The 24,863-nt window shown below is 50.9% G+C and carries 20 protein-coding genes; all 20 read left to right on the top strand.

The genetic code is table 11. The annotated features are described in order from the left end of the window. Window positions 1–73: 73 nt before the first annotated feature. The 20 genes from ACJO5Y_RS15145 to rfbC all read left to right on the top strand — a co-directional run bounded on the left by ACJO5Y_RS15145 (window position 74) and on the right by rfbC (window position 24,860). The gene (locus ACJO5Y_RS15145) at window positions 74–1,093 is read left to right on the top strand and encodes a capsular polysaccharide export protein, LipB/KpsS family (RefSeq protein WP_406988347.1); all 1,020 of its coding nucleotides are present in this window, start codon (window positions 74–76) and stop codon (window positions 1,091–1,093) included. Then, window positions 997–2,289, top strand: coding sequence for a glycosyltransferase family 4 protein (locus tag ACJO5Y_RS15140; RefSeq protein WP_406988346.1), 1,293 nt, complete (start codon window positions 997–999; stop codon window positions 2,287–2,289). Before ACJO5Y_RS15145 ends, ACJO5Y_RS15140 begins: the two co-directional genes overlap by 97 nt. A gap of 109 nt (window positions 2,290–2,398) precedes the next feature. After that, window positions 2,399–3,547, top strand: coding sequence for a dTDP-glucose 4,6-dehydratase (locus ACJO5Y_RS15135; protein ID WP_406988345.1), 1,149 nt, complete (start codon window positions 2,399–2,401; stop codon window positions 3,545–3,547). Next, a complete protein-coding gene (gene rfbD / locus ACJO5Y_RS15130; RefSeq protein ID WP_406988344.1) occupies window positions 3,544–4,419 on the top strand; it encodes a dTDP-4-dehydrorhamnose reductase in 876 nt (291 codons plus the stop codon). Before ACJO5Y_RS15135 ends, rfbD begins: the two co-directional genes overlap by 4 nt. Beyond that, the gene (gene rfbA, locus ACJO5Y_RS15125) at window positions 4,416–5,288 is read left to right on the top strand and encodes a glucose-1-phosphate thymidylyltransferase RfbA (protein ID WP_406988342.1); all 873 of its coding nucleotides are present in this window, start codon (window positions 4,416–4,418) and stop codon (window positions 5,286–5,288) included. Before rfbD ends, rfbA begins: the two co-directional genes overlap by 4 nt. A gap of 48 nt (window positions 5,289–5,336) precedes the next feature. Next, entirely contained in the window at window positions 5,337–8,126 is a 2,790-nt protein-coding gene (locus ACJO5Y_RS15120) for a glycosyltransferase (RefSeq protein WP_406988341.1), read from the top strand. A 52-nt stretch (window positions 8,127–8,178) separates the two neighbouring features. Next, window positions 8,179–8,919, top strand: a complete 741-nt coding sequence (locus ACJO5Y_RS15115) for a sulfotransferase family 2 domain-containing protein (protein ID WP_406988340.1) — start codon at window positions 8,179–8,181, stop codon at window positions 8,917–8,919. 47 nt (window positions 8,920–8,966) lie between these two features. Further along, the gene (locus ACJO5Y_RS15110) at window positions 8,967–9,677 is read left to right on the top strand and encodes a sulfotransferase family protein (protein ID WP_406988339.1); all 711 of its coding nucleotides are present in this window, start codon (window positions 8,967–8,969) and stop codon (window positions 9,675–9,677) included. Further along, entirely contained in the window at window positions 9,670–11,955 is a 2,286-nt protein-coding gene (locus ACJO5Y_RS15105; RefSeq protein WP_406988338.1) for a hypothetical protein, read from the top strand. The genes ACJO5Y_RS15110 and ACJO5Y_RS15105 overlap by 8 nt, the downstream gene beginning before the upstream one ends. Next, window positions 11,948–13,078, top strand: a complete 1,131-nt coding sequence (rffA, locus tag ACJO5Y_RS15100; RefSeq protein ID WP_406988337.1) for a dTDP-4-amino-4,6-dideoxygalactose transaminase — start codon at window positions 11,948–11,950, stop codon at window positions 13,076–13,078. The genes ACJO5Y_RS15105 and rffA overlap by 8 nt, the downstream gene beginning before the upstream one ends. An 88-nt stretch (window positions 13,079–13,166) precedes the next feature. Then, window positions 13,167–14,684 carry a tetratricopeptide repeat protein gene (locus tag ACJO5Y_RS15095; RefSeq protein ID WP_406988335.1) on the top strand — a complete coding sequence of 506 codons (1,518 nt, stop codon included), beginning with the start codon at window positions 13,167–13,169 and terminating at the stop codon, window positions 14,682–14,684. A 29-nt stretch (window positions 14,685–14,713) separates the two neighbouring features. Further along, entirely contained in the window at window positions 14,714–16,117 is a 1,404-nt protein-coding gene (locus ACJO5Y_RS15090; protein ID WP_406988333.1) for a mannose-1-phosphate guanylyltransferase/mannose-6-phosphate isomerase, read from the top strand. 108 nt (window positions 16,118–16,225) lie between these two features. After that, the gene (locus ACJO5Y_RS15085) at window positions 16,226–16,483 is read left to right on the top strand and encodes a hypothetical protein (RefSeq protein WP_406988332.1); all 258 of its coding nucleotides are present in this window, start codon (window positions 16,226–16,228) and stop codon (window positions 16,481–16,483) included. Between the two features lie 56 nt (window positions 16,484–16,539). Next, window positions 16,540–16,881, top strand: a complete 342-nt coding sequence (locus ACJO5Y_RS15080) for a type II toxin-antitoxin system RelE/ParE family toxin (protein ID WP_406988330.1) — start codon at window positions 16,540–16,542, stop codon at window positions 16,879–16,881. A 10-nt stretch (window positions 16,882–16,891) separates the two neighbouring features. Then, a complete protein-coding gene (locus ACJO5Y_RS15075; protein ID WP_406988329.1) occupies window positions 16,892–17,194 on the top strand; it encodes a helix-turn-helix domain-containing protein in 303 nt (100 codons plus the stop codon). 389 nt (window positions 17,195–17,583) lie between these two features. Continuing rightward, entirely contained in the window at window positions 17,584–19,317 is a 1,734-nt protein-coding gene (locus ACJO5Y_RS15070) for a hypothetical protein (RefSeq protein WP_406988328.1), read from the top strand. 245 nt (window positions 19,318–19,562) lie between these two features. Continuing rightward, complete coding sequence (locus ACJO5Y_RS15065; RefSeq protein WP_406988326.1) at window positions 19,563–20,354, top strand: AAA family ATPase; 792 nt, start codon at window positions 19,563–19,565, stop codon at window positions 20,352–20,354. 304 nt (window positions 20,355–20,658) lie between these two features. After that, window positions 20,659–21,972, top strand: a complete 1,314-nt coding sequence (locus ACJO5Y_RS15060; RefSeq protein ID WP_406988324.1) for a tetratricopeptide repeat protein — start codon at window positions 20,659–20,661, stop codon at window positions 21,970–21,972. Between the two features lie 23 nt (window positions 21,973–21,995). Beyond that, the gene (locus tag ACJO5Y_RS15055) at window positions 21,996–24,263 is read left to right on the top strand and encodes a glycosyltransferase family 2 protein (RefSeq protein WP_406988322.1); all 2,268 of its coding nucleotides are present in this window, start codon (window positions 21,996–21,998) and stop codon (window positions 24,261–24,263) included. Between the two features lie 51 nt (window positions 24,264–24,314). Continuing rightward, the gene (rfbC, locus tag ACJO5Y_RS15050; RefSeq protein ID WP_406988321.1) at window positions 24,315–24,860 is read left to right on the top strand and encodes a dTDP-4-dehydrorhamnose 3,5-epimerase; all 546 of its coding nucleotides are present in this window, start codon (window positions 24,315–24,317) and stop codon (window positions 24,858–24,860) included. Window positions 24,861–24,863 lie beyond the last annotated feature (3 nt).

Genomic DNA, 24,863 nt, shown 5'->3' with positions numbered 1-24,863 from the left:
CCCCATTGTTTCCGAGCAGCCTCAAACCTGGCGACAAAAAGCCAAAGCCCTGGGCGTTAATGGCACTGCACCGGTGTATGCCATTGGATTCCGGCGATACTGGCGGAAGTACGTCAAGCAGTTCTTCCAGGGCAGCGACCTGATCTTCGTCAGCCAGGCAAGTCAGGTAGGCCCCGGCCATGTGGCGCTGATTTGGGGGCAAAGACCGACGCCCGGTTTGCCGGAAAACGCCATATTGCTGCGCATTGAAGACGGCTTCTTAAGGTCCGTCGGCCTGGGATCGCAGTTTGCCCAGCCATTATCCTGGGTGGTCGACCAACGTGGGCTCTACTTCGACGCAACCGGCCCGTCGGATCTGGAAGACATGCTGTGCGCCCGGGAATACACGCAGCAGGAATGCCGGCGCGCGCAGGACCTGCTCGACCAGATCAATAAAGCCCGAATCAGCAAATACAATACTGCCGGTAAAGCCTGGAACCGCCCCGCAGACAAGCAACATGTCATACTCGTTGTGGGGCAAGTGGAAAGTGATGCCTCCATCGCTTACGGTGCGACAACCGTGCAAACCAACCTGGCACTGGTGGAAGCCGTGCGAGCAGAGCATCCCGAAGCCTGGCTTGTTTATAAGCCTCATCCGGATGTCGTTGCCGGCGCCAGGGCAGAAGGGCAGGGGGAGCACAGAATTCATCACATCTGCGATGAAGTGGTGTCCAACGCCGCATTGACGGACCTGTTGGACGGCTGTGACGAGGTACACGTCAACACCTCTCTGACTGGCTTTGAAGCGCTGATCCGACATAAACCGGTCACATGCCATGGGCAACCTTTTTATGCAGGTTGGGGGCTGACGATCGATAAAAGCGACAGTGTCCGCCGCCAGCGCACCTTAACGTTGCAGGAGCTGGTGGCAGCCGCCCTGATTGATTACCCACTGTACATTAGCCGCAAAACCGGCACTTACACCACTCCCGAAAACACACTGGAAGAGTTACAGGAATGGCGAGAACAGTCGGCCACGTGGCCGGAACGTTTTCAGACCCAATGCGGAAAGTGGACCAGGGGCCTGGCGAGCGTGTTGATCGGAAAGCACTGATCAACAGATCAGCGATTCCCTTGAACGAACCGCAACAGGCACGTCATCGCATTGCGATGGTGGGGAATCTGGCCGAAACCCTGCTCGGTTTCCGGGGAGAGCTGATAAAAGATATGGTGCGTGCAGGGCATGAAGTGTATGCCTTCGCCACCAATTACAGCCGGAAGACAGAGCGTGCCATCCTTGCCATGGGTGCGATCCCGGTCAAATATCAGATGGGCCGGCTGAATACCAATCCGGTAGCGGATCTCATCAGCACCTGGCAGTTATGCCGTTTGTTCAAGAGTTACAACATCTCGCTGACGTTCTGCTTCTTCACCAAACCATCCATCTGGGGCACTTTGGCAGCCAGCATGGCGGGCGTGTCCGTCCGTGTGGCCAAAATCGAAGGCATGGGCCGGGTATTTACCAATGGTCCCAAAGGCTCAGGCCTGAGGAAACGCCTGTTACAGAGCGTGGTCAATCTTCTGTTCCGGTTCAGCCTGCCCAAAGCTCATCATGTGCTGGTACTCAACCGTGACGATCAGCAAGACCTGCAGAATCTAGGCATCAAAAAACCCTTACCAACAATGATCGGGGGTATTGGTGTTTGCCTCGACCGCTACTCATTCAATCCGCCAGTTGCCGACCCGGTCCGTTTCATATTTGTAGGTCGGCTGATACGGGAAAAAGGCATTCGATACTTTCTGGACGCGGCGCGCTCCCTGAAAAACCGTTATCCCGATGTGGAGTTCATTGTGCTGGGCGCGCCAGACGAAAAGCACGGCATCAGCAAACATGAAATGAAACAGCTGGCGGCGGAAAACATCATTACCTACCCCGGCACTGTGGACAACGTGGTGCCCTGGCTGGCGGAAAGCAGCGTGTTCGTTCTGCCCAGTTACTACCGCGAAGGCGTCCCCCGCAGCACCCAGGAAGCCCTCGCCATGGGCCGCCCGGTGATCACCACCGACATGCCCGGTTGCCGCGAAACCGTAGAGCACGAGGTCAACGGCTACCTGGTAAAGCCCCACAACCAGCACGAGCTTGAAGAAGCCATGCTGAAGCTGATCCGAAACCCCGGTCTCATCGCTCCCATGGGCGAAGCGAGTTACAAACTGGCCAGGGAGCGTTTTAATGTACGGGAAATCAACCAGAAAATCCTGAGCACCCTCGGCCTTGCGACTGCAGAGCAGGCGGCGGGGAAGAGATACTGATTTTTTGCCACTAAAACCACGAAAAGACACGAAATAGATAAAAGATTTTTTGTTTTTATTTTCGTGTTCTTTTGTGGGTATAGTGGCCAAGCAAGGAAACCAAAGCACCATGCCAAAAACCTTTCTAATAACCGGCGGCGCCGGCTTCATTGGCTCTGCCGTAGTACGTGAACTCATCCACAACACCGACCACACCGTTATCAACGTGGACAAGCTCACCTACGCCGGCAACCTGGAATCCCTGGAAACCGTAGCCAACAACCCCCGCTACACCTTCATCCAGGCCGACATCTGCGATGCCAAGGCCATGCAACAGGCCTTCAACACCCATCAGCCAGACGTCGTCATGCACCTGGCCGCCGAAAGCCACGTAGACCGCTCCATAGACGGCCCCGCCGCCTTCATGGAAACCAACATCATCGGCACCTACACCCTGCTGGAAGCCGCAAAGAACTACTGGCGAAGCCTGAAAGAAACCAACCCCGCCAAAGCCGAAACCTTCCGCTTCCACCACATCAGTACCGATGAAGTCTACGGCGACCTGGCCGAACAAACGTTTCCAACTCCGCACGGGTCGGAACCTGCGTTCCCCTCTCCCCTTGCGGGAGAGGGGCCAGGGGAGAGGGGGCAATCCTTACCACTATTCACGGAAACCACTCCCTACGCCCCAAGCAGCCCATACAGCGCCAGCAAAGCCAGCTCCGACCACCTGGTAAGAGCCTGGCAACGCACCTACGGCCTGCCCACGCTGATCACCAACTGCAGCAACAACTACGGCCCGTACCACTTCCCGGAAAAACTCATCCCGCTGGTCATCCTCAACGCCCTGGCGGGCAAACCACTTCCGGTGTACGGCGACGGCAGCCAGATCCGAGACTGGCTCTACGTGGAAGACCACGCCCGCGCCCTCATCCTGGTGGCACAGAACGGCGGAGTCGGGGAGACCTACAACATCGGCGGCCATAACGAGAAACAAAACATCGAAGTGGTGCAAACCATCTGCGACATCCTGCAGGAACAGGTCCCCAAGAGCACAAACTACCGCGACCAGATCACCTTCGTAGCCGACCGCCCGGGCCACGACCTGCGCTACGCCATCGACGCCAGCAAAATCGAACGGGAGCTGGGCTGGACACCCCGGGAAACCTTCGAAACCGGCCTGCGCAAAACCGTGCTGTGGTACATCGAAAACAAAATCTGGTGGAAACGCGTACAAGACGGCAGCTACCAGGGGGAACGGCTGGGGGTGAGCACATGAAAATTCTACTCCTAGGCAAAACCGGCCAAGTGGGCTTCGAACTCCACCGAACCCTGGCCCCTCTGGGCGCCATTACAGCCCCAGGCAGACAAGAACTGGACCTGATGAACCCCCAGGCCGTGGCCGACTATCTGGAATGCCAGCATCCGGACCTGATCGTAAACGCAGCCGCCTGGACCGCCGTAGACGCCGCCGAAGAAAACACCGAAGCCGCCCGAAGACTCAACGCCGGCCTGCCCGAACAACTGGCAAAATACAGCGCAGAGCAGGGTGCCTTCCTGGTGCACTACAGCAGCGACTACGTCTACCCCGGCAGCGGTACCGAACCCTGGCGGGAAACCAGCGCCACCGGCCCGCTAAGCACCTACGGCCAAACCAAGCTCGAAGGCGACCAGGCCATTGAGCAAAGCGGCGCGGAACACCTCATCTTCCGCACCAGCTGGGTCTACAGCGCCCGTGGCAACAACTTCATGAAAACCATGCTGCGCCTGGCCAAAAGCAAAACCGAATTGAACATCGTGGCAGACCAGATAGGCGCCCCCACACCGGCCAGACTGATTGCCGAAGCCACCGTACTGGCCATCCGCAGCAACATGCCCAACGGCGTGTACCACCTGGCCCCAAGGGGAGAAACCAGCTGGCACGGCTTCGCACAGGACATCTTCCGCCAGGCGCAGCAAGCCGGGGAAGCATTAACCATGGGCCCTGATGACGCCCACCCCATCCCCACCAGCGACTACCCGACACCGGCAAAGCGCCCGCTGAACTCAAGGATGGACCTGAGCAAAATCGAGACTGCCCTGAACATCCGGCTGCCAGACTGGCAGAGCCAACTGGCGCTGACCCTGAGTGAATATCTGGAGAAACAATGAAAGGCATCATCCTAGCTGGAGGCTCCGGCACGCGGCTGCATCCCATCACACACGGCGTATCCAAACAACTCCTGCCCATCTACGACAAACCGATGATCTATTACCCCATCTCGGTACTCATGCTGGCTGGAATCCGCGAGATTCTGATCATCTCCACCCCGGACGACTTGCCCCAGTACCAGAAGCTCCTTGGTGAAGGCAGCCAGTTCGGCATTCAGTTCAGCTACGCCGAACAACCCAGCCCGGATGGCCTGGCCCAGGCGTTTATCATTGGTGAAGAGTTTATTGGTAATGATTCTGTATGCCTGGTACTGGGCGACAACATCTTTCACGGCCAGCACTTTACAGAGCAGCTGAAGCGGGCAGCCGCCAAAGAATCCGGAGCCACCATCTTCGGCTACATGGTGAAAGATCCGGAACGATTCGGCGTGGTGGACTTCGATGATAGCGGCAAAGCCATCTCCATCGAAGAAAAACCTGCAGAGCCGAAATCTAATTACGCCGTGACCGGATTGTACTTCTACGATAACGACGTTGTCGAAATCGCGAAGAGCGTAACGCCTTCAAACCGTGGCGAGTTGGAAATCACCTGCGTGAACAACGCCTACCTGGAACGGGGCGACCTGCATGTGGAGCGCCTTGGCCGCGGGTTCGCATGGCTGGATACCGGCACCCACGACAGCCTGTTGGAAGCCAGCAGTTACGTGCAAACCATCGAGCACCGGCAGGGGCTGAAAGTAGCGTGTCTAGAGGAAATTGCGTGGTCGCAAGGCTGGATATCGGATCAATACCTGCGTGACTGTGCGGAAAATCTTACTAAAACCAATTACGGATCCTATCTGATGGGTTTGTTGTCAGGTAGACACTAACAATAAAAAAAGATCAAACCTTACACAATTAAGAAATGGATTTTAGACATGAAAAAACTGTTTGCGACTGAAACAAGTAAAGTGAAACGACCGGAAGTTCAGGGCTGTCTGGATGCCTACGATGGCGGGTATGTCAGCGGTTGGGCATGGAATCCCAATGAGCCGGACAAAAGTGTAGTTCTGGAAGTGCATTCCCGGTCAGGTGACGTTCTGGGAACAGGGGTGGCGGAACTGTTCAGGGATGATCTCGAGAAGCAGGGAATTGGCACTGGGAACTACGGGTTCCGGATCAAAGTGCAGATACCAAAGCATCTGGATTCCGTTGAGCTGATGCTGATTGAAGCAAGCAGCAGAAAAATTGTTACGGAAAAGCCGCTGAAGCTCGAAGGCTTGCAGAAAGCGGAGATTACATTCGAAAACATTGAATGGTCCCATCTGCGGGGAACTGTGAGTATTCCGCAGGCCACTGATGAAAGTATTGGCCTCATCCTTACCGACGAAGAAGGGAAAACGGTGGGAGAATCCGGGGCTGTTCTCAGCAACGACGGCTCGTATCACTTCAACATACCGTTGCCAACGTCCATGTGTGACGGATGCGTACATGCCCTGACGGTGTCAGTTGTTGGCAATAATACAGCGGAAGCAACCTATGTTGATGTATTCCCGAGTATCCAAACCCCTTGGGAGCATTTGACCAACAGCGCCAAAGAACTGAATTATTCGTCACTTTCAAGAACTGCGGGCTACCGTTATACGTCACTTCGTAAACAGCTTGAAGAAATCAGCAAGCTGAAAGACCCTGTCAAAGCCCGCGAGCTTACCGCAAACGTCATGCAGGCCCACGAGGTTGTCGTGGAAAGCTGGCAGGGGCGCAAAAAATACCCTCGCCTCACCCTTCCTGAAGTCAAAAAGCCCGACGCATCCATTGTCATTCCGGTCCATAACAAATTCGAACTGACTTACCACGCTCTGGCGTCGATTCTGTTGGCCTGGAATAAGGCCAGCTACGAAGTCATCGTAGTGGACGATTGCTCATCCGATAAGACCACGGAACTGAAAGACATCGTTGAAAACGTCAATGTGATTGTGAATGAGCATAACCTTGGCTTCCTGCGCAACTGCAACAAAGCAGCCAAACAAGCCAAAGGTAAATACCTGGTGATGCTTAACAACGATACCGAGGTGACCTCCGGCTGGCTGGACGAACAGCTGGAAGCCATGGAGCGATTCGACAAGGTGGGGATGACAGGATCCAAGCTGATCTACCCGAACGGTGTATTGCAAGAAGCCGGCGGCATCGTCTGGGGCAATGGCAATCCGTGGAATCTTGGCAACGGGCAGAATGCCGAAGCTCCTGAATGGAACTACGCACGCCAGGCCGACTACCTGTCTGGGGCATCATTGATGATCCCCACCAAGATCTGGCAGGAAGTCGGCGGCTTTAGTGATGAGTTTGCCCCAGCCTATTACGAAGATACTGATCTGGCCTTCAAAATCCGCGATGCCGGTTACAAGACGGTCTATGTACCGCAATCCGTAGTGGTCCATTTTGAAGGCATGAGCAATGGCCGTGACCTGACCCAGGGTATCAAGAAAAATCAGGCAATCAACGCCCCGAAATTTCGGGCCAAGTGGGTGGACGCCTACATGGGCAATGGCCAGGCATCCCTGGACAATGTGCGTTTCAACAAGGATCGCAACGTGGCGTACCGGGTATTGATGATTGATTACGCCGTGCCGAGGCCCGATCACGATGCCGGTTCCTACGCGGCCATCCAGGAAATGCGGATGCTGCAAGCCAACGGCTGCAAAGTCAGTTTCGTGGCGGAAAACATGGCCCATATGGGGAAATATTCGGACAACCTGCATCGAATGGGTGTGGAAACCTTCTACGCACCGTTCAATAGCTCTATCGAGCAAATCCTGCAACAACGCGGTGACGAATTCGATATTGTTTACATTACCCGTTACGACGTAGCAGAGCGCCACCTGCCAGCAATCCGCAAGCACACGAAAGCCCGGGTGCTGTTCAACAACGCCGACCTGCATTTCCTGCGGGAATTGCGCGCCGCCCTGGCGGCGAAGAAAAGCGACCTTTCCGGCCCGCTGGCAACAAGGGACAGGGAATTAACCCTGATGCGCCAGGTGGATGGCATTCTCTCCTACAATCCCACGGAGCACGCGGTGATCCTTAGCCACAACCTTAAAGGGGACAACCTGTTTATGTGCCCCTGGGTACTGGATGGCCGTGGCCACCAAACCCCATACAAAGAACGTACCGGCATCGGATTCCTGGGTGGCTACAAGCATGCCCCCAATGTTGAGGCAGTCGAATTTTTCGCCGAGAAAGTCATGCCGCTTCTGCGAAAGCAGTTACCCGATGCTAAATTCCACGTGTACGGCAGTAACATGCCAGAGAGCTTCAGCAAGTTTGAAGCCGACGACGTGGTGCTCGAAGGCTTCGTGGAAAACCTGGACGACGTGTTCGAGAACCGCCGGGTTATTGTAGCGCCGTTGCTGTCAGGCGCTGGTATTAAAGGCAAAGTACTGGAGGGTATGTCTGCCGGTGTACCTCAGGTACTCTCGCCAGTAGCAGCAGAAGCTACCGGGCTAACACACGGCGTAAGCGCGATGATCGTGGAAGAGCCCCAAGCCTGGGTAGACGCCATCAAGGAATTGTACGAGAGTGAAACGCGTTGGCAGCAGATCTCTGACAACGCCTTGGCACTGGCGCGAAGCAACTACAGTCTGGAAAACGGAATCAAGGGCATGAAGGGCGTGCTTGAGGGCGTGGGTGTGTATCCGCCCAATCGCATTCGGGCGTTGCTGAGTGCCTGAGTAAACACATGGTCGCCCGGCTACCATGCCGGGTTAACTCTGGAACACATACATGCGGAAAGTCATTCTTCATTATCACCTTTTCAAAAACGCCGGAACTTCCTTGGACGCGGCCTTTAAAGAAAACTTCAAAGGCGACGAGTGGGTAACCCAGGAATTCCCGGGAAATCTCAAACAGAATCGGGAACAGGTTGCCCAGTGGATACAGGATAATCCACAAGCCAAGGTGTTTTCATCCCATACGGCTTACCTTCCGCCGCCAAAACTGGAGGGCATCAAGGTGCTCCCCGTAATTTTCATGCGCCATCCCATTGATCGGATTGCCTCTGCCTATGCCTTCGAAACTAAGCAGGGTGGTGACAGCTTTGGTGCGGTACTTGCCAGAAATACAGACTTGTCTGGCTATATTGAAACCCGTTTAGCACTCCCGCACGACAGGCAGTGCCGAAATTTTCATATGCAGCGTTTAGCCATGATGTTTGGTGAGAAACAAGGGGACGAATTTACCCGTGCTGAGAAGGCACTGGGGACATTACCGTTCGTTGGAATCGTCGAGCAGTTTGCAGACTCCATGGCACGCTTGGAAACCTGGCTTCGTGAACATGGATTCAAAGATATTCAGCTCAAGCCTGTGGAGAAGAATGTAAGTCGGGATATTAATAAGGCCCTGAAGGAAAAACTCAAGGAGTTTGAACAGAGAATATCGCCGGAGGTATTTTCTAAATTGATGGATGCGAACGAATATGATAGTACGCTTTATGAAGTTTTGCTCAAGCGATATTATTCTCAATAAATTTTCATGTTGTGATTAGTGTATATATTTCAATTTAGGTGACTAGAATGATTAAAGATGAGTGGTTGTTTATAGTAGGCTGCCAAAGGTGTGCAACAACCTCTCTGGTTAATTTTCTTGGAAGTTTCGGAAAGGCATACTTGCCTTACCCAATAAGACCAGAAAGGAAGCCGTTATTAAGCAAAAACTGGGAAAGTGAGATTATAAATGCGGGGAAAGAAGGTTTTGTTAATATAGATAAAGCGACTAGCTATATTGAGTATCCTGAAGTTTCTGAGTTAATAGCAAGTAATTTCGATAATTATAGAGTGATAATATCGATTAGAAATCCGATTGATCGAGCAATATCTAACTACTTTTTTTCAGTTGAGAATGGGCTTGAGAATAGGCCTATTGAAGAAGCACTTTTCTCAAAACCTGACAAAGATTATGGTTCTGTATCTGTGAATCCTTATGAGTATATAAATAGAGGGTTTTACTGTGATTTTATAGAAAAGTTTTTGAAAGGTATAGAGTGGGATAGATGTAAGATTGTGGTCGCTGAAGAATTCATAAAAGACATTTCATATAGGAAAAGTATTTCGACATGGGCTGGCTTAGAGGAAGGAGATAATGTTTTTCCTCATAAAAACTCTGCGATAAATAGCAAGGTGAGTGTAGAAAAGAAAATACGGGAGCAGCTTTTTGAAATCTATTGGAAGGAAAATATAAAGCTGGAAAAAACTCTAGGTATTGATTTGAGTATTTGGTATGAGTGACTTTTTTCCTATTGATTTTTATAAAAGAATTGTCGACGGACGAAGAATCAATAAAAATATCTATAACCAAAAAAGAATCCTTGATGAATTTTTTTCGTTGTCAAAAAAAGCTTTGTTGGCTGGCGGTTTTGAAGTTACTCTCGATATTATTGAATATTTCATAAAAGAGTTGAAAGAAAGTAAAGATATAATTGTATCGGATCTTCTTGCTTTATGTTTGTACGCGAGGAGGGATGAAAAATTATATCGCGATTCTAAGAAGGTTTTAAATGATTTGTATCTTGAGTATTTGTTAGAGACTTCTATCAGAAATTTGATCTCAATCGTAAGAAATCCCAGGCAAGGTTTTATTGATAAATCAAATAAGTCGTTCTGGTCTTTGAAAGATCCCTTCTTAGTTCAGTCTTTCAACGATATATCTAGTAAAGTTTCTCGTTACTTTGAGCATGGTTCATCTGAAAAAAGTACCTGTTCTAACGTAGTTGTATACGTAGAAGATATTTCACCGATTAGGAATCAAACAGGAACTAAGCTAGTTTTAGATTACTTGCACTCTCTGTCGACCAGTAGTGAAATTGATGAAGTTACTCTAGTGGTAGGACATGGGAACAGTTTGTCCATGGTTACAGGTGTTTCGGGTTATAGCTTTAGGTGTAATAAATTTGATATAAAAGATAAGTTGAGAAAGGATTACGGTCTTATTGGTGAAAATGTAGATGTCTTATACTTAACAGAAGTAATAAGTGAAGGTGATGGGTATTTGGAGGAGGTTGGTAGGGTGATGTGCTCTCTTTCTCCAAGTGTGATTGTTTACTTTGATTATAGACCCTCAATCATAATATCAGCTTTGGCAAAAGCTTTTCCTACTGTCTATGTTCCCATGCAAGTCGGTTTGTCTCCAGCAGTAAAACCAACAATTGAATGCGTCATGGCCCATGATGAACGTGTGAAGAACACAGCTGCACCTAAAAATTATTATCATGTAATTGAAAGGCAGATTAGTTATCCGCTTTCAGATAATTTTGAGTTACAAGAGCGCGGCTTCCCTGAAGTAAAGGGTAATCGATTAATTACTGCAGCATATGACATAGATAAGCGAGTTGAAGAGAAAAGGTTGCATCTTTTTTTAAGGCATGTCTCTGACTTTCTTGGTGAAAATGATGGATGGTCTTATACTATTCTAGGCTTGTCTCAGGAGAGCGGAATAGCGATGCTAAAGAAAGCGGGAGTCTTAAGTGATGTTAATATAAGTCAGTTTGAGTTTATAAAGAACGAACCTAATTTCGTAAAAAAAATAAGAAGCTCAGATGTTTTTATAATGCCTTACCACAAAGGCGGTGGTCGCGCTGTTAGAACCGCTATTGAGCAGGGAGTTGCAGTTTTAACATTAGATAACAATGATGGAAACCTTTATTTGCATGATGACTTCATCTTTAAAAGTGAGGGCGCCCTTTTTGAATTTCTTCGTGAATTAGTAAGTGACGACGAAGCTCTTGAAATTTGTAGGAGTAAATGCAAGAAGTTTTACGAGGGGAATGATAATGATCAACTACTTAAAAAATTTGTTGTAGCCTTGTCTAGAGCTAAAGATAATTTTAAGAATAAGAAGGTTCTAATTCTTGGCGACTCCCACTCGCAATATTTTTCCTATGCCAATTTTTTTGAAAACCACCAAGTTTTTTTCTCTACTGTTTACGGTGCTACGGCATCTGGTCTTTACAATGAGAGAAGTAAAACTAATGCCCGGGACAAGTTTTTGTTTAATTTGGCAAACATTAACCCTGAATTGGTTATACTATGTCTTGGTGAGGTGGATGTTGGGTTTTTGGCGTGGAAAAAAAGGAGCTTAAACGGCGAAGATATTTTTTCTCGTCTAAGTAAGGCTCTTTTGAATATAAAAAAATACGCGCTTGAACTGGCCCAGAGTGTAGAGAAAGTGATCGTTCTTAGTGTCCCATTACCTACTGTTCAAGATGGTGTAGATCGGAGTCTTTCAGTGCCCGATAATAGAGTCCAAAGGGAGTCTGTGTATGCCTCTTATAAAGAACGTATTGGCGCAACTAAGCTGTTTAATGAACAGATGGATTATGTCTTAGCTTCTATCGAGAATGTTAGGTTTATTAATCTTGACCCGTTGATAATGAATGCTCAAGGCCGCCTGAAACCAGAGATCTTAAAAAGAGATCCTAGCGATCATCATTATAATCCTATTGGTTTTTGTAGTGTTCTTGAAAAAAATCTTGTTGACAAAGTTATTTTGGGTGAGGTGAATGATTAGATTTAATGAGGCTGCGGTTGTAGGTAGTGAGATCGATTATATAGCATCTGCGTTAGAGAGTAAAAAACTTTCCGGGGATTCTATCTATGGTAATTTATGTCAGCAGTGGATAGAGGAAAGGTTTTTAATTAAGAAGTGCCTTGTTACTCCTTCCTGTACAGCGGCGTTAGAAATGGCGGGTATGCTTATAGGGTTAAAGCCCGGTGATGAGGTTATTATGCCTAGCTATACATTTGTTAGTACGGCTAATGCCTTTGTTATGCATGGTGCAAGAATTGTTTTTGTTGATATTCGAAAAGATACAATGAATATTGATGAAAAGAAAATAGAGGATGCGATAACGGATAAGACGAAAGCTATTGTTCCTGTGCATTACGCCGGAGTTTCTTGCGAAATGGATGAGATAATGGGAATCGCAAAAAGGCATAAAATATATGTGATAGAGGATGCTGCTCAGGCTATGATGTCAACCTATAAAGGGAAAGCCTTGGGTAGTATTGGTGATCTAGCTACATTTAGCTTTCATGAGACAAAAAATTACACGAGCGGGGGTGAGGGTGGTGCGTTACTTATTAATAATAAAGATTTTATAAAAAGGGCTGAAATAATACGAGAAAAAGGCACTAACAGAAGTCAGTTTTTTAGAGGTCAGGTAGATAAGTACACATGGGTAGACGTTGGAAGTAGTTACTTACCTTCTGAAATTCAGTCCGCTTATCTTTATTCTCAGTTGGAGCATGCAGAAGAGATTAACGATTTCAGACTTGATCTTTTTGAATTTTATTACACTAAGTTTAAGAAGCTCGAAGATCGAGGGGTTTTTGAACTGCCAACGATTCCTGATGGCTGTAGGGCTAATGGACATATGTTCTACCTCAAGGTCGATAGTCTTGAAGTGAGGTCGAATCTGATCTCTTTTCTGAAAGAGAAAGGCGTCATGGCGGTCTTTCATTATATCCCGCTTCATTCTTCGCCCGCAGGGCAGACGTTTGGTAGATTTTTTGGTGATGATAGATTTACTACTGTGGAGAGTGAAAAGCTGGTTCGATTACCAATGTGGTATGGGCTTAAAAAAGCTCAAGCCCAGTATATAGTTGATGCTGTCTTCGACTTTTTTGCGTGAGTTTTCAGACATTAGTGTGTTTATACTGGCCTTTCACCGCTCCCTTTCGTCCTCACTTTCAAAGTGGTTCCATCACTCGGGTTTAAATATGGGGTTTTACTTGATGGCCCCAGGAATTTCCAACCCAGAAGGGCATTATGAGGATTTGCCACTGGTCAGTTTGCATGACCGGTTACTGTGTTTGAGCGGTATCGACTGGCGTTTACATGATGAGCGCGAGTTTGATACCGGTGTTCGTTTGGACATACTAAAGAGCTATATTTACGGGCGGAGCGCCTCCAAAACTGGGCTTTGGGGCGCCAAAGATCCGCGTACTTGCCTGTTTCTGTCGGAATGGCGAAAAATTTTAGGAGAGAGGGGGTGCTATTTGGTGTTGCTGCGGCATTGGAGCGGAAGCATTCAATCCCTTTACCGCCGCCATAGCGAGTCTATATCTCTATCCGAGGGGGCTAACGAAGTAGATGGCGGCTTCTGGTTTAACCCATTGCTGGCAGCAGATATGTGGCTTGCCTACAACCGCCGTATTCTCGAATTTCTACAGTCCTGTCCCAAGCAGCAAAGGTTAGTGGCTACTCAACAGGCGGTGTTGTCCGGTTTGAATGTGCCTGTGCTGGTCAATCAGGCTTTCGACCTTGGGTTGGACGAAAGCGTACCCAGCCCCATTAAAACGTCCTTGGTTCACGATCAGATAGAGCAGTCGGTTCGCGATCGTTTACCCGAATCCAAATTTCGTGAAATGGATGAACTCTGGGAGGCTTTGCTTGCCTTTGCGGATTATCGGGCAGAGGAAGAAAGCCCGCAGTGGGTTCCGGACGCTGACGTGAAGGGAGATGCGCTCTCGGTCTATCAGGAGCTGTTGTCCGCCGCTGACCAGGCAGAACCGATTCCCGGGCTAGGCCCGGTTCCGGAAGCGCTTGATGATCTGCTTGTGTATGCGCGGGAGAATCCCTTGCAACCCCTGTGCGTTGAAGAGTTGACGCAGCGGGTAGAGCAGGAAGCACCTTATGATGCTCAGGTATGGGAGAAGCTGGCCATGGCGCTTAAAGTCCGTGGTCATGCAGATAAAGCGGAAAAGGCGCTGGTTCGGGTTTTGTTGGCGGGTAAGAGTCAGCCTTATATTTACATGCTGCTTGGCACCTGCCGTGAGGCGGAATTCGAATACGAGGGGGCCGAGCATTTCTACCAACTGGCCTTGGCCCGAAACCCCGCCAATCCGGTATTCCATGTGCGCTTGGCTTATCTCTATCTGGTGCTTGCTCGTTACGATGAGGCAGAAACACTACTGCGAAAAGGAATCGAGGAAGGTAATCACAAGCCACTGATGTTCCATGCATTGGCCAATGTGTTAGACCAAAGAGACAAAACCGCAGAAGCCGTGGAACTGCTGGAAGCCCAACCGGACCGGCCGGAGTTGCTGGAAAAGCAGCGGATGACTCTTCTGATGAAATTGGATTACGCCAGCGGCAAGGAGCTCTATCAACAGTGGGCCCGCGAGCGGGCTCAAAGTCCGGAGGTAAGGGCGCAGGTTGTAAAAACTCTGGCCACAGTATCTGACCCTATCGCACGAAAGGATCTGGCACGCCGCGTTGTACTGGCCTGGCAATAATCGTTTTATAATAGACACAGGATGTTCTCATGATTTTTCCCGTAATCATGGCGGGTGGCAATGGTACCCGCCTTTGGCCCATGTCTCGCCAAGCGTACCCGAAACAGTTTCTGCCCCTTGCGGGTGAACGCTCCATGCTGCAGGAAACCATCGCCCGATTGGACGGTCTGGATGTGGCGGAGTCACTGTTGATCTGTAATGAAGACCACCGTTTTCTGGCGGCAGAGCAGTTGCGGCAGATGGGGCACTTGAACCACAACATCATTCTGGAACCGGCAGGCCGTAACACCGCACCTGCCATTGCCCTGGCGGCGTTGACTGCACAGCAGAAAAAGCAGGATGCCCTGTTGTTGGTGTTGGCGGCGGATCATGCGATTGCGGACGCGCCAGAATTTCGTGAGGTGGTGACGTCCTCGATACCACTTGCAGAAAAGGGTGAACTAGTCACCTTCGGTATTGTCCCCACCCATGCGGAAACCGGCTACGGCTACATTCGCAGGGGCGAAGCGCAGGCCAGCGGCTTTACCGTGGCGGAATTTGTTGAGAAGCCGGAACAGGATGCCGCCGACACCTACATACAAAGCGGAGACTACTACTGGAACAGCGGTATGTTCCTGTTCCGCGCTGACAAGTACCTGGAAGAGCTAAAAGAATATCGCCCGGATATTTATCAGGCCTGCGAGGCGGCATATGCAGCCAGGAGCGGGGACCTGGACTTTGTTCGCGTGAACCATGAAGCATTTCTGTCCTGCCCTTCGGAGTCCGTGGACTATGCGGTCATGGAACGCACCTGTAAGGCTGTTGTTGTGCCCCTGTCAGCAGGTTGGAGTGACGTGGGATCCTGGTCCTCACTGTGGCAGATTGCGGAAAAAGATGAAAATGGCAACGCCAATAAAGGGGATGTGCTTCATCATAATGCCCGGAATAACCTTGTCATGGCCGAAAATGCCCTGGTGACCACCGTGGGAGTGGAAAACCTGGTCATTGTGCAAAGCAAGGACGCGGTTTTGGTCGCCCATAAAGATGAGGTTCAGGGGGTAAAGCACCTGGTGGACACCTTGAAATCAAAAGGGCGGTCGGAGTACAAGCTCCACCGTGAGGTGTATCGTCCCTGGGGCAAATACGACTCCGTCGATAGCGGACAACGCTATCAGGTAAAACGCATCACCGTGAAACCGGGCGAAAAACTCTCCGTACAGATGCACCATCACCGCGCTGAGCACTGGATTGTGGTGTCTGGCACGGCGGAAGTGACCATTGATGGAAAGCAGGAACTGATAACGGAGAACGAATCCGTCTATATCCCCGTTGGCAAGGTTCACGCCCTGGAAAATCCCGGCCGTATTCCCCTTGAACTGATCGAAGTGCAAAGCGGCTCTTATCTGGGGGAGGATGATATCGTTCGGTTTGAGGATCGATATGGGCGTGCCTGACTTTTCTGAAATCATTCAAAAAGGATCTTTTATTTCATAAAAATAGCAATCGCAGGCACTGGCTAAGTTGGCTTATCCAACGCTTTGCTCTTAGCTCAGCACCACGAAGTGGTCGCTCTGGATATTGATAGCCAAAAGGTTCAGCTGCTGAATGATCGGATCAGCCCCATTGAAGATGCGAAAATCAATCAGTTCCTGTCCGAAAAAGAGCTGAACCTCACAGCCACGTTGGACAAGCAGGAAGCAGATGTGATTTTGGCAAACCGGCTGACGCCTGATTTTGAGGATGTGCGGGGAAAGGTCTATACGGGGATTTGTTCGGTAGTGACTGGCGCCCACAGGCGTAATGGACGTAGTGTAGTCTAGCCTTGACTATAGGCTAAGACCTATATAGTCTACAGCCTATAGACAGGATTGTTTTCATGTGGGATGTAATATCAACGGATACATTCGATGAATGGTTCAAGGGGTTAACAGATAGCGAGCGCGCCGATGTGCTTGCCGCAATGAAGGTTCTACGGCAGAAAGGGCCTATGTTGCCAAGACCATACGCGGACACCGTGTATGACTCCTCACACAGCAACATGAAGGAGCTGCGAATTAGCAGCGGCGGGAAACCGATACGAGCCTTTTTTGCTTTTGATCCACAAAGGAAGGGAATTCTACTTTGTGCGGGTGATAAGACTGGGGATAAGCGTTTTTACGATCGCATGATTCCCGTGGCAGATAGAGAGTTCACGGAACACCTGAAAACTCTCAAGTGAGGTGATTGAAATGGGCCGATCTCTTGATCAGATGCTCGCCGAAGAAAAACCGGAAGTTGTTGAGGCGGCGAACGCCAAAGCTGACGCAATTCTTCTCGACATCCATCTGGCTGAGTTGCGTGCCATGCTGGGCAAGACTCAAATGGATATCGCTGCCGCCCTTGGTGTGAAGCAGCCTACCGTTGCCGGCATTGAGCGCGCTGGGAAAGATATCAAGCTGTCGTCTCTGAAGCGCTATGTGGAAGCAACTGGCGCTAAGCTTAAGCTGGATGTTGAACTACCCGACGGTACCCATCACGGCTTTACTGTCTGATCCAGCCAGGGTGGCGATTGGCGGCCCCGCCAATCGCTGCTTTGTGGCAGCCTTATAGCCAACCGGCGTGTTGCCGTTCGTGCGCGTCCGCGAGAGTCCGCGACCCAGAAACATTTTTACTGTTTTTTCATGAATTTAGTGGCCAAAACTTCTCTCGAAAAAGCAATAACTCTTGACCTTCTCATTCATCAAATCTCTCTTCGGCAAACCAACCGTGAAAAAGTCTGTCTCTCTGACACCGCCAGAGCCAGGTTTTGACCCCCGGTGGTACCTAAAACCCAACCTATGAGCACTGAATGTTGGACAGGCACTCGATAGAGGTTTGCAGGACGAGTTCTATCATTCCTGGGCGATAAATGTCTTGAGGTCTTCAAGCAGGAGGCAGAGATATGGCGACCGGCAAGGTTTGGATTCACGGGCAGGTTGGTCCGCTATTCCAGCGTTTACAAGAGAAGTTAGATGACAATGTACCCTTTATAAACGTATACGCGGATGAGCGGCCCCGTGGGCCAGCCGCGCTGCATAAACCTACTCTGTACCCGGAACTGAATATACCAGCTGATAAGGGTGGAGACTGGGGAGAAGTTGCCCGTGGAATTGCACACCTTTTATCGTCGCTGGACGGTGTTCCCGAGCTTCGCGTTACTTCCGGAACGCAGACTGACGTGGCAATTGCTCAGGAACTCAATGCAGAGCTTCAGACCATTGCGGCCGCCAAGGAGGGACTGCAACCAAAACCGCAGTGGACTTGTGGAGCACCGGATAATCTACTTGAAAAAATTCTAAACCTTGCGCCAGGGGCAATGGATGCACAAAGGCAGTTTGGTCTCGTTCAGCTTCATCGCCTTGTTCTGGACGAACACCCCGAGGCTCAAGCGGCGATTGAAAAAGCCCGGCAAAAGCTCCCGGTTGAGACTAGGGCTGCCGAATCCACCTTTAATGCCATCCTGGCCGAAGACCTGCGCACTCCCGCAGGAAAGGCGACCGCAGCAACAAAGCTGGTTAAGGCTCTTTGTTTCGATCCTGATTGCTTCTATCTTCAGCAAAGCCAGTACATGGCGGGTGTCTACGACGACAGGAGCCTAGGTTACTATCCGGCCTTGCAAGCTATTCGTGAAGAGTTCGATTCCCTGCGCCCTTTGCCAAGCAGTTGGCTGAAGTTTCAGCTGCCCTTTGCACTGCCCGTTCTGGAGGGGCTTTATCGAAGTGAGGGGGTGGTCGCGTTAGTGCAACACGTCCGGGTGATCAACTCGCGTGCCGGGTGGAAGGCATCACAAGGCATGCGTCTCGACAGTATGATGAATCCATCAGGGCTGTATGCACAGAGCGTTGTGGAACTCTGGCTTCCCGGGAAACTGGAGATTGATGCCCCCCAACCGCCAGGCGATGTGCAATACAAGAACATTTGGGTTTATCCAGAAGCACTGCGCGTTGCAGTGCTCAGGCTTAATGAGCTTATAGTGGGGCTGCGGGCAGAAACGGGTCGCAGTGATATTCCAGAGGTGCTTCCTGGCGATCTGAATAGGCTTGCCTATAAGCAGTTTGATTCTACTGGTCGTATTGCTCGGAATATCCCGGTAGCGAACTTCGAGTTCTTGCGGATGAGCGCCGGTACTCCCATGCTGAAAGACGAAGTCCGGTTTAAACCTCATGATGTGCAATGCCCCAGCTTCGAGCGAGAGCTTTTAGAAAGTGCCAAGTTTCACGTTTCTGCCTACAACACTCGACGTGCAGTGCTGGATTTGGCGGGAGCCTTTGAGGCCTTCATCGCTGAGGTGGTCACGCCCCGCCTTGGCGAAATGGAAGAGAATGCTCGGGGCCAGTTTTTGCGACGGTATGAGGCGAAACTGTCGGCTGAGGCACGCGCGGAGATCGAGAAGGTTGCCTTGGGGCCGGACCAAGACCCACCTCGAATGCCGTCTATTCACCGGCAGCTAAAGGAATACAAACGACAAGGTTTGGATCCTGTGCTTAATGAACAGCATCTCCGCCGGATCCTGAAAATTATGAGAATTCGCAATGATGCGGCGCACGGCCGACCTGTATCACCAGAGATACTGGGAGATCTCATTGCTGCGATCGAAGCACTGGACTGCTTGATTCCAAAACCACAAGCTTCATAGCAACATCAGTCTCGGCAACATCCGATACCTCACAAGGAACGACCATGAGCGATTACAACACCCGTACTACTACCTCTGAAGCCGCCGAGCGCCCACGTACTGATTAGCTCCCCCCCCGGCCTGAGGCCTGAAATATACCTATATCGTTCGGTTTGAGGATCGATATGGGCGGAGTTGATATGATCTGTCGTGTAACGTTTTAGATATTCATGGCGGGTTTAGCCCAGAGTAGGTAACCTTCAATAATGATCAAAAAACTCTACGTAAACAATTACCGCTCCCTGGTGAATTTTGAACTGTCACCCGGAAGTCTGGCCTTGTTGATGGGGCCAAATGGCGCTGGCAAATCGGCGGTTTTTGATGTGCTGGATAGCCTCCGCCGGTTTGTGGCGGATGGCGAGAGATTGGACATGGCGTTCCCCGCCGATGACAAAAGCCGCCTTTCCGCTTCGCAGCAAAGTGACGATATTCACCTGGAGCTTGAGCTGGCCACGGATGATGGCCTGTATTCCTACAGTCTGACGATCGAATACTCGGAGCTTGAAAAGAAACAGCGTGTTCAGAACGAATCCCTGGAGCTTGATGGCAAGCCGTTGTTCAAGTCCACGCTTGGTGAAGCTCAGCTATATCGGGATGACCATTCAGAGGGCCCAGGTTTCCCGATGGACTGGAATCAGTCCGGTGTCGGGTTTCTGATGGCGCGCAAGGATAACCAACGCCTGACCCGTTTTAAGGAACGCATCCAGCGCATTTGGGTAGTGCGGCTTAATCCGTTCAACATGTCGGATGAAAGTCGTGAAGAGGCTGTCAGGCCGGAAAAGGACATGCGCAATCTGGTGGATTGGTACCGGTATCTGGTGCAAAGCCGCTTTGAAGCCGTTCAGGAAGCCACGGAAGATCTTCAGGACAGGATCCCGGGTTTTCGCTCTCTCAGTGCCACGGAAAGGGGAGAGGCGCGAGTGTTTCGAGCAGTATTCGAGCATCGGCAGAGTTTCCTGTTCTCAAAGCTTTCTGAAGGCCAGCGGGCGCTGACCTAACCCCTCCCGCACCTACTGAAAAAGTCCTTGTTCTTTGCCCGAAACGGAATATTGAATCCTGGATGCACTGGGCATCCGGGGGATCGATAGATGAGAGTGAAGACTACAAAAGCCGATACAAAAACGAGAGCGGCAAAAAGTCAGGGGAGAAAGCATTGGAGCGCTGCGCTACCATCGAGAATACTACGGTTTTAACGGGCGGCTTGCGTGAAGCTTGTGAACAAATTGGTCGGGTCGGGTAAGAAGGAAAAATCGTTCGCTATCCGTGGAATCTAGAATACTCCCTTTCATATCAGGTTATTCCATGCAAGTTTTTTTACATATTGGTGCTCCTAAAACGGGCACATCTGCTATTCAGTATTTCATGAACTCGAATCGTGAACTGCTGGAGCGATTGGGGTTTTACTATCCCGAGCACGGTTCTGATCAGAATAATGTTTCTGGCGGGCATGTCGCAGTCGGCGTGCCGTTGATCGAAAAGGATATGGACAAGGCAAAGAACCAAGTGGAGCAGTGGGTTAAAGCTGCTCGTTCCGAGGGGTGTGCCCTTGTCCTTTCTGCGGAATCTTTTTACGGCAAGTTCGCTGAGTTGAAAGAGCTGTTTTCCGGGCACGATGTGGAGATCATCTCGTACTTTCGGGATCCAATGGAGTCTGTCGTCTCAAACCACAACCAGGTTGTGAAACGTCATTTTGCAACAACGAGCCTTCAGGATTACCTCGCTTCACACATAGGGCGAGATGCTGCGGGGCTATCTGGCCTGGTTATGCTGAAATGGATATCGGCTTTTGGGCGAGACCGGGTTCACGTATACCCCTACCATTCGGAGGCATTTCCTGAGGGGCGTATCGAGTACTCGTTTTTGTCGATCCTGGGAATTCATCGGTGTCACTGGAATGCATTCGAGCTTGAGGCCCGGCGTGTAAACACCAGTTACACGGGAGAAGCTCTGGAGCTAAAACGTTTGCTGAATCATGTGCTCAAGCCAGAGTATGGGCGGGTAAACTTTGAGATTGATTGGGCATTGCAGCGGTTTTCGGATGAAAGGAATAATGCCGGCGCAAAAAAGGCGATTCCTTTTGTCAGTGGTGACGTCTGGCGGACCTTGGCAGGGCAGTTTGAACAGTCCAATGCAATCATGCTTGATGAGGTTCTTGATTTGAACCTGAATGGATTTCTTGCAAGTCCTGCCGGTGGCTATCTCTCTGATTTGGTTGAACCTGACGGTGGTGAGCGCTTACAGGGAGTGGTAGGTGTTTGGCGATATTTGAGGGAGCAGTTGTCGGAAATTTCAACAAATCTTGAGGTAGATGTCGCTGAAAAAGTGAAGCAAGAGCGGGCTCCGTATGCGCTGTTCAGGTTGGCGGATATTATGGGTATTCCTTACCGGGAGCCCGCTACTGACTTTGGTATTCCCCCAGCTGCTCTCAAGGTTTTTCTACAGGACAAATCAGGCACGCCGGATTTCCTGCGGGAAATTGCAAAGATACTGGCCAAACAGGGCCAGTATGAGGACGCCCTGCCTGTGATCAAGAGAGCATTAGAGTTGCGCCCAACGGGGCCGGCCATTAAGCGTCTGCATGATGAAATCGCCACCCGCGTGGAGATTGGCTCTTGAGTCTTCGTCAACTGATTCGACGGGTGTTGATTGCCGCTTTAAATCGTTCCCCCCTGGTAAGAAATGTTGCCGCCGATCTGAAGCCGCATGCTCAACTGGAGTTGGCGGGCGAGGGCAGCGATTATCACCTTTTGGCCTCGGGACCAGACCCTCAGTTCGTTGCCCGCAACCGATTACTGGTGAGCGGTTGGTACATGGTGGAGGTGTCGATTCCTACCAATGCATCGGGATGCATTGCACAACTGTACTTCGATACCGGCAAGGGTTTCAACGAAGCCGAGAGTTGTGTTTTCCCGCTGAAGCAGGGGCGGATGACCAAACGGCTGGTAAAAGTTCCCAAAGGCACAAGGCACTTTCGCTTTGACCCTATTGATTGCGCAGCTGAGTTTTCGTTGGGGCGTCTCCGGTTTGCCTTGGCGCCTTGGCGATTTGCAGGTCAGCGTATTTATCAGCGCTTGGTCAATTTACACCCAGCGTATAAGAATCTCCCCCCGGAACAGGTGCCGGCACGATTGGCTGAGTTGGCCAGGGCAAATTCTTCATGCGGCTTGGAAAAACTGTTGGAGCATCATTACGAGCAGACGTTTGCCAAGACCAATACCGATATGGATTACGCAGGCTGGCTAGCTTCCCGCGAAGAGATGTCGGAGGAAGAGCGCCAGCGCTTACTCGACAATTCAAGCCATCAACCGCTGATCTCGATCTTGTTGCCGGTTTTCAATCCCCGAATTGAGTTTTTAAGATCGGCTATTGGGTCTGTATTGAAACAGACCTATCAGAACTGGCAGCTGTGCGTTGCGAATGATGCTTCAACGGATCCTGAGGTTGGCCGGGTACTCGACCAATACGCGCAGATGGATCAGCGTGTGCAGGTGGTCCACCGGGCGAGGAATGGGCATATCAGTGCCGCCAGTAACTCGGCGTTGGAGATCGCTCAAGGTGAATACGTTGCTCTGTTGGATCACGACGATGAGCTGGCTCAGGATTCACTGCTTCATGTTGTGGAGGCGCTGAATGCCAACCCGGGGGCGCTGTTGCTGTATTCCGATGAAGATAAGATGGATGAGTTCGGCCAGCGGTTTGATCCTCATTTCAAACCGGCCTGGAATCCTGAGCTGCTATTGAGTCAGAACTACATCAGCCATCTGGGCGTGTACCAGGCGAGCAGGGTAAAGGAAATTGGCGGTTTTCGGGATGGTTTTGATGGCAGCCAGGACCATGATCTGGTGCTGCGCTTCACGAAGGGGCTGGATGAACATAAAATTGTTCATATTCCAAAGGTGCTGTACCACTGGCGGTCTGTGGAGGGGTCAACGGCAATGGCCAGCGGTGAGAAGAGTTACACAGCCGCGGCAGGCATGAAAGCTGTTGCAGGCGTGGTTTCAGATTCCCCCGGTGTGATTGTTGAAGATGGCCCCGTGCCCAATACCTATCGCGTGAAATACCCGCTGCCGGAAGCGCCACCGAAAGTTAGCCTGCTGATCCCTACCAGGGATGGCGTAGACATACTGAAGCCCTGTATGGAGGCGTTGCTACAGCGGACCGATTATCCCAACTTCGAGGTTTTGATTCTGGATAATCAGTCCACCTGTACGCGAACACTGCAGTACATGGACGAAGTGGCGGAAGACGCCCGGGTGCGGGTGTTGCGGTGGAACTTCCCTTTCAATTATTCGGCCATCAATAACTTTGGGGCGCAACATGCCACTGGAGGCATCATCGGGCTGGTGAATAATGACATTGAGCCCATCACTTCCGACTGGTTGCGTGAGATGGTAAGCCATGCCGTCCGCGCGGATGTAGGTTGCGTCGGTGCCAAGCTTTATTATCCCAACGATACGGTCCAGCACGCGGGGGTTATTCTGGGTATTGGTGGCGTCGCGGGCCATGCCCACAAGTATTTTGACCGTTACGCTGATGGTTATTTTTCCCGTTTGCACCTGGTTCAGAACGTGTCTGCTGTTACAGGCGCTTGTCTGTTGGTTCGCAAGCATGTGTTTGATGAGGTTGGTGGGCTGGATGAGAAAAATCTGGCAGTTGCCTTCAATGACGTAGATTTCTGCCTGAAAGTACGTGAAGCTGGCTACAGGAACGTCTGGACACCCTACGCAGAGGCCTATCACCATGAGTCCGTTTCCCGTGGTGCGGATGACACACCCGAGAAGCGGAATCGTCATAATCGGGAAGCTGACTATATGCGCAAGCGATGGGGAGAAGCGCTGTTAAGCGATCCTGCCTACAATCCGAATTTGACGCTGATACACGAAGACTTCTCACTTCGCCCGCGTTAACGACGAGGGCCGGCTGCGACCAGGCCCACAACTAGCAAGGTTTAACGATCAATGGATTACCAATCACTGAGCATTCCGGAAGTTGTATTGCTAACTCCGAAAGTTTTCGGCGACGAGCGCGGCTTCTTCCTCGAAACCTTCCGCCAGAGCGAATTCGAAAAACACTGCGGCAATTACACCTTCGTGCAGGACAACCACAGCAAATCCGCCAAAGGCATCCTTCGGGGATTGCACTACCAGCTGGAGAATCCCCAGGGCAAGCTGGTGCGGGTCACTCGCGGCGAGGTGTTTGATGTCGCGGTGGATATGCGGAAGAGCTCGCCTACCTTCGGCCAGTGGGTGGGCGTTACGCTCAGCGAAGACAACAAGCAAATGCTATGGGTACCCCCCGGCTTTGCTCACGCGTTCTACGTGACCAGTGACGAGGCGGAATTCCAGTACAAATGCACCGACTATTACGCCCCGGGTGATGAGTATTCCATCCTCTGGAACGACCCGGATCTGGCCATCGACTGGCCGCTGAGTGGTAGCGAGCCAAGGGTGTCCGAAAAAGATGCCGCTGGTTTGGCCTTTGCGCGTGCGCCTTTTTTTGAATGAGGT

This window comes from Marinobacter alkalisoli (assembly GCF_045449855.1).
GTDB lineage: Bacteria > Pseudomonadota > Gammaproteobacteria > Pseudomonadales > Oleiphilaceae > Marinobacter.
Note: the sequence above shows the minus strand (reverse complement) of the source record. Positions and strands in the feature narration are given on the sequence as shown.